7 protein-coding genes are annotated in these 6,131 nt (G+C 38.8%); 5 read left to right on the top strand and 2 right to left on the bottom strand.

Annotated elements, in window-relative coordinates; genetic code table 11:
• Nucleotides 1–158: VOC family protein (locus tag AC1DPQ_RS14855; protein WP_477609989.1), on the bottom strand; the 158-nt coding region annotated here is incomplete at its 3' end.
• A gap of 117 nt (nt 159–275) precedes the next feature.
• On the opposite strand from AC1DPQ_RS14855, the gene AC1DPQ_RS14860 reads away from it, so the two are divergent.
• From AC1DPQ_RS14860 to AC1DPQ_RS14875, 4 genes are all read left to right on the top strand, one after another.
• Nucleotides 276–1,556 (top strand): replication-associated recombination protein A, encoded by a 1,281-nt coding sequence (locus AC1DPQ_RS14860; RefSeq protein ID WP_477579945.1) that lies wholly within the window; start codon nt 276–278, stop codon nt 1,554–1,556.
• A gap of 66 nt (nt 1,557–1,622) precedes the next feature.
• Complete coding sequence (locus tag AC1DPQ_RS14865; protein WP_477609985.1) at nt 1,623–3,095, top strand: DUF5687 family protein; 1,473 nt, start codon at nt 1,623–1,625, stop codon at nt 3,093–3,095.
• A gap of 2 nt (nt 3,096–3,097) precedes the next feature.
• Nucleotides 3,098–3,790, top strand: coding sequence for an ABC transporter ATP-binding protein (locus AC1DPQ_RS14870; RefSeq protein ID WP_477579948.1), 693 nt, complete (start codon nt 3,098–3,100; stop codon nt 3,788–3,790).
• A gap of 177 nt (nt 3,791–3,967) precedes the next feature.
• On the top strand, nt 3,968–4,645 hold the full coding sequence (locus tag AC1DPQ_RS14875) for a YiaD family glycine zipper/OmpA-like lipoprotein (RefSeq protein ID WP_029274435.1): 678 nt from the start codon (nt 3,968–3,970) through the stop codon (nt 4,643–4,645).
• A 679-nt stretch (nt 4,646–5,324) separates the two neighbouring features.
• Here the strand turns inward: AC1DPQ_RS14875 and AC1DPQ_RS14880 are convergent.
• Nucleotides 5,325–5,669, bottom strand: a complete 345-nt coding sequence (locus AC1DPQ_RS14880; RefSeq protein WP_131028267.1) for a hypothetical protein — start codon at nt 5,667–5,669, stop codon at nt 5,325–5,327.
• A gap of 104 nt (nt 5,670–5,773) precedes the next feature.
• Between AC1DPQ_RS14880 and AC1DPQ_RS14885 the strand changes: the two genes are divergently transcribed.
• Nucleotides 5,774–6,131, top strand: a 358-nt coding sequence (locus AC1DPQ_RS14885) for a Gfo/Idh/MocA family protein (protein WP_477609987.1), incomplete at its 3' end; no start/stop codon positions are given.

Consider the following 6,131-nt stretch of genomic DNA (forward strand, 5'->3'; position numbering starts at 1 on the left):
TATTGGTGCAGGTTAATTTTCTGATTCCCAAATTTCAAAGCCTTTCTGTTTTCGCCAAATTCAATAATTTCCATTCCCAGGGCAAGGCTGTAAAACTTGCAGGTGCTTTCTAAATTGGCAACCGTTAGTACAAGGTGATCTAAGTTTTTAATGTCCATAGTAATAAGTTAGAACTAAAGCATCCGTCCTTTTGTTTTAGCTAAGCGTTATGCTTTCAATATTTGGTTAGTAAATTATCGACAAACAAAATACTCAATTTTTATATATTTACCATTATGCAAAACCTGCCTCCTTTAGCCGAACGTATGCGCCCTCAAAATCTCGATGAATATGTTGGTCAACAGCATTTAGTTGGAGAAGGTGCAGTATTGCGCAAAGCGATCGAAAGCAGTCAGCTTCCCTCCATGATTTTTTGGGGACCTCCGGGTGTGGGTAAAACAACTTTAGCCTATATTATTTCGCAGGCATTAGATCGTCCTTTTTTTAACTTAAGCGCCATTAACAGTGGCGTGAAAGATATTCGGGAGGTGATCGACAGGGCCGCACAGCTGAAGGATAGTTTTTTAGGCCTACCCATTCTGTTTATCGATGAGATTCACCGTTTTAGCAAATCGCAGCAGGATAGTTTGTTGGGAGCAGTAGAAAGAGGTTTGGTTACCTTAATTGGTGCCACAACCGAAAATCCATCTTTCGAGGTGATCTCCGCTTTACTTTCCCGCTGTCAGGTCTACATTTTAAAATCGTTAACTGAAACGGAGTTAGCGGGTTTATTGGAAACAGCCATTAAAAAAGATAGCATTCTTTCAGAGAAGAATATTGCTATAAAAGAGCACGAAGCATTGATCCGTTTATCGGGTGGTGATGCGCGGAAATTGTTAAACGTGCTCGAAATTGCCATTAATGGCATCGGTGGAAATAAAATTGTACTTACCAACGAAAATGTGCTGGCGCATGCACAGCAGAACCTTGCGTTATACGATAAAGCCGGAGAGCAACACTACGATATCATTTCGGCCTTTATCAAATCCATCCGTGGCAGCGATCCCAATGCCGCCGTTTATTGGCTGGCCCGGATGATAGAAGGAGGTGAAGATCCGTTGTTCATTGCCCGTAGATTACTGATCTTGTCTTCAGAAGATATTGGCAATGCCAATCCTAATGCCCTGCTTTTAGCCAATAACTGTTTTACTGCGGTAAATGTAATCGGTTATCCGGAGGCGCGGATTATTTTATCGCAGTGTGTAACCTATCTGGCCAGTTCGCCTAAAAGCAATGCATCTTATGAGGCCATTAATAAAGCACAGGCTTTGGTTAAGCAGACTGGAAATTTGCCTGTGCCTTTGCATATCCGTAATGCACCGACCAAACTGATGAAAAATATCGGTTATGGAAAAGATTACCAATATTCGCATGGATATGAAGGCAATTTTTCACCACAAGAATATTTTCCAGAAGAATTAAGTGGCACTAAACTCTACGATCCGGGAAAAAACCCTGCAGAAGAGAAGTTGCGTGAAAAACTTAAGCAAAACTGGAAAGACAAATACAAATATTAGTGTAACATTTTTTGCTGAATGCATACTAATAGATATATTGACTAAAATCAAACACCTAAACTAAATATGCTGAGTACTTTTTTAAGCCATCAAAGAAAATCTTTCTGGCGTTCGCGAAACAGGGGCAGTAGTATTGCTGGCCAGATTGTTTTGGGCTTTTTTATGCTCTATTTCTTTGCTGTAGCCGTTGGAGTAGGCTTTGGAATGAGTATTTTTCTTCCGAAAATTTTTCCAGATCAAAACATTCTAACAAGCTTTAACGGCATTATCCTCTATTATTTTGCATTCGATTTTATCATGCGCATGCAGTTTCAGGAGTTGCCAACATTAAGTATCATTCCTTACCTGCATCTCAAAATCCAGAAGAGTAAGATCATTAAATTTTTAAATGTTAAAGCACTGTTCTCAGCATTTAACCTTTGGCCATTTTTTATTTTTCTTCCGTTCTGTTTCATCAAAATTGCTCCGAGCCTTGGTGCAGTTACCACCATCATGTACATCGTCTCTATATTTTCGATCATGATTTTTAATAACTACCTGGTGTTGTACATCAAGCGGAAATCGATCACCAATACACTTTATACCTTTTTAGGCCTGGTTGTTATTGCTGCCTTTGCTGCTTTAGAATATTATAAGGTTATTTCAATCATGGCAGGTTCTGATGTGGTATTCAGGGCCATCGCTGCACAGCCGTTATATGGTTTTGTATTTACAATTGCTGCCATTGGTATTTTTTACTTCAATTCTAATTTCTTGCGTAAAAATTTATATGTAGAAGAATTAAGTACAAAGCAAGAGAAAAAAGGCAGTACCGATTATGCTTTCCTTAACCGCTTTGGTAAAGTTGGCGAACTGGCAGCTTTAGAGCTGAAATTAATCCTTCGCCACAAACGCCCTCGTTCTTCGGTTATTCTTGGTTTCTTCTTCCTGTTCTACGGCTTTATTTTTTATAAAGAAAAAGCAATAGATCGCGATGCTTTCGGACAAATGATGTTCGGTGCAATTTTTATGACTGGTGTTTCTATTATTATTTATGGCCAGTTTATGTTTGCATGGCAAAGTGCCCATTTTGACGGGATATTAGCCAATAAAATCAATTTTAAAGATTACATCAGGGCTAAATTTTTACTATTTACCATTGGCTGTACCATTATTACCTTATTGGCGAGTTTTTATGGGTTTTTAAGTCCGAAGTTATTACTCTTACACTTGGCGGCCTATTTATACAATATTGGTTTCGGAACTGTAGTAGTACTTTACCTTGCTACGTTAAACTATAAAAGATTAGATATTACCAAAGCGGCAAGCTTTAACTATCAGGGTACGGGGGCTACGCAATGGCTATTAATGTTCCCTTATGCACTTACCCCCATTTTAATTTATTTGCCTTTTGGCAAACTCGATAAACCTTATTGGGGATTGGTTGCTGTATCTGTTTTTGGCCTGGCTATGTTATTGCTGAGGGGCTTTTGGGTTAATTATATTGCAAAAAGATTAGAATTACAACGTTATAAAATAGCCGAAGGCTTTAGAGAATAATTATGATTTTAGAAGTTAAGAATTTACAAAAAGTTTATGGCGATAAAACCGTTGTAAACATCGAAGATCTGCAGATTGCCGCTGGCGAAACCGTTGGCTTGGTTGGAAATAACGGCGCTGGTAAAACCACTTTCTTCCGGATGCTTTTAGATTTAATCCGTCCAACTAATGGAGAGGTTTTATCAAAAGGCGAAAATGTAATGCACAACGATAACTGGAAGAATTATACTGCATCATTTTTGGATGAAGGTTTTCTGATTGATTATTTAACCCCTGAGGAGTATTTTATTTTTATTGGCAGTTTGAATAACTTAAGTGTAGCAGATGTTTCTGCCTATCTAAGTCAATACGGTGAGTTCTTTAATGGAGAAATATTAAACAGTGGAAAATACATCCGCGATTTTAGTAAAGGAAATCAGAATAAAGTAGGAATTGCGGCTGCCCTGATGCAGAAGCCAGAAATTTTAATTTTAGATGAGCCTTTTGCCAACCTCGATCCAACCACGCAGATCCGTTTAAAGAAATTGTTGAAAGAGCAAACAGGCAACATGACTACCTTTATTTCCAGTCATGATTTAAACCACGTTACCGACGTTTGTAACCGGATCATTTTGGTTGAAAAAGGGCAGGTAATTAAAGATTTTAAAACAGACGAAAATACATTGAAAGAGTTGGAGAGTTATTTCTCTGCCTAGTTTTTGTACTAAGAATGATACATTATCGAAGAGTCTCCGTTATTCGGGAACTCTTTTTTTGTGCGTATAATTTTTATTTAGGGTAAAATTTGGTCAAAACAGACAGAAAATACAGTTCGGTAATTTTTTGGCATTGTGTTTGAATATAAGGAGTAGAAATTATAAATCTAGATTATTATGAGTATTTCAAAAGTAAGAATAGCGACATTAAGTATAGGGTTAGCAGTAGGTTCGATGGCATTCCAAAGTTGTGATAGTTTAACTAAAACACAAAAAGGAGCTGGTATTGGTGCTGCAGCTGGTGGTGTTATTGGTGCATTGATCGGTAAAAAAGCCGGTAATACAGCAGTAGGTGCACTAATTGGTGGTGCTATTGGCGGTACAGCGGGAGCTTTTATCGGCCGTAGAATGGACAGACAGGCAGCTGAAATTCAGAAAGCTATTCCTAACGCAGAAGTTATTCGTGAAGGTGAAGGAATTATTGTAAAATTCGACAGTGGTATTTTATTCGATTTCGATAAAACGGCTTTGAAAGATGCGGCTAAAACAAACATCCAGAGTTTAGCTTCTTCATTAAATCAATATCCTGATACTGATATCAAAATTATCGGTCATACCGATAGCCGTGGTACAGAACAATATAATATGGGCCTATCGGAAAGAAGAGCAGCAGCGGTTAAAGCTTATGCGGTATCTCAAGGTGTTCCATCATCAAGGTTAGTTACCATTGGTAAAGGTTTTGCTGAGCCAATTGCAGATAACGAAACTGATGCAGGCCGTGCAGCTAACCGTCGTGTAGAGATTGTAATCGTTGCTAACGATGCATTAAAAGCGACAGCACAGAAACAAGGATAATATCGCAATTTCCCTCTACCTATGAGGTCATTATAAATGCAGCCCCGGTGTACTCCACCGGGTTTTTTTTGTTGCCGCATGAAACTTACGAAGTCGGCTTGGGCTGCGAGTCTGATAGACTTCGTAAGTTTTCTTGCAGAGTTAGTTGTGGTGTCAGATGTTACCATCTGACACTAGATAATAAACTAGTCTGTTTTTTGAAAAGCAGGTTCCTGTGCACATCGGTTCAGAAAGCCCTGCTAGCCACTTCAAGCCTCCACTTCGTTACGGACTTTCCGTTTCTATCAGGTTTAGTTAACTTGGGTTTTGTGCTGGCCACGCCAAACTTACGAAGTTTTCTAACCGCCCTGCAGTCCCAAATACTTGCACAAACTGAATGATCTAAACGGGATTGAAGCGGCATCCTCCCGATCCCGATTCTTCATCGGATTGGGAGATATAGCGAAAAGCCCGGCTGACATTAAAAAAAGCAAATGGCCTTGCTTTCCAAAAAGAAAGAATCTTATATCTTTCCCTGTTCTTCACCATGACCTGTAGCGCAGCGAAAAGCTACGCAGTAAACCGAGGATTAAGCGAGCTCACCGAAGGTAATTTATTTCAGGGTCTATCTAGCAGGAAGGATGCTGAAACGAGTTCAGTATGACAATCGTGTTAGGCAAAAGTGGCTAAAAACTGCTTACTAAGAATAAATATCTTCGAAATAACTTACCACAAGCGATTTCATCAGCATTTCCTGCTCGAGCATGGTGTAGGGAGGTATTGCTTTAATTAATTTCCAGTGTGGCCAGCCATCCTGATCTAAGCCCTCAAGCTCATAAAAGCCCATTTCGCTCAATAAACGGCAGGTAGCAATGTGCATCAGTTCCTCTTTTTGGCGTTTGCTGTATTTCTTTGGCCCTTTGCCCAATTCCTGAACACCAATTAGAAAAAGCATTACTTTTAAATCAGGAAAATCCGAATCAAATTCCTTTGAAATCTTTTCCTGTAAAACTTTCCACTTGGCATTAATCTCCGACGGCTTCATATCTTGCAAAGATAATGTAAAAAGGTGTAAGGCATAAGTAAAAGCTTTGCTGTTTTAACATAAAGCTTGAATCGTAATTGTATTTTTAGCTACATTTATAACCTATGGATACGAATATCAATAAAACAATTAATGCCGGTTTATTAGCTTATGGCATGTCGGGGAAGGTTTTCCATGCTCCTTTTTTACAGGCACATAGTGGGTTTAATTTAAAGGCTATAGTAGAACGCAGCCATAAAATTGCAGTTAACGATTATCCCAATATTACAAGTTATAATAGCGTTGATGAGCTTTTAAATGATGCAGAAATAGAATTGGTTGTTATTAATACACCCAATAATCTTCATTATGAGCATTCGAAAGCGGCATTAACCAGGCATAAGCATATTCTGGTTGAAAAACCATTTACGGCAACAGCTGCGCAGGCAAAGGAGCTTTTTGAGCTTGCCGATAGTGTAGGAA

It is taken from the genome of Pedobacter sp. 01T416_2 (assembly GCF_056398925.1).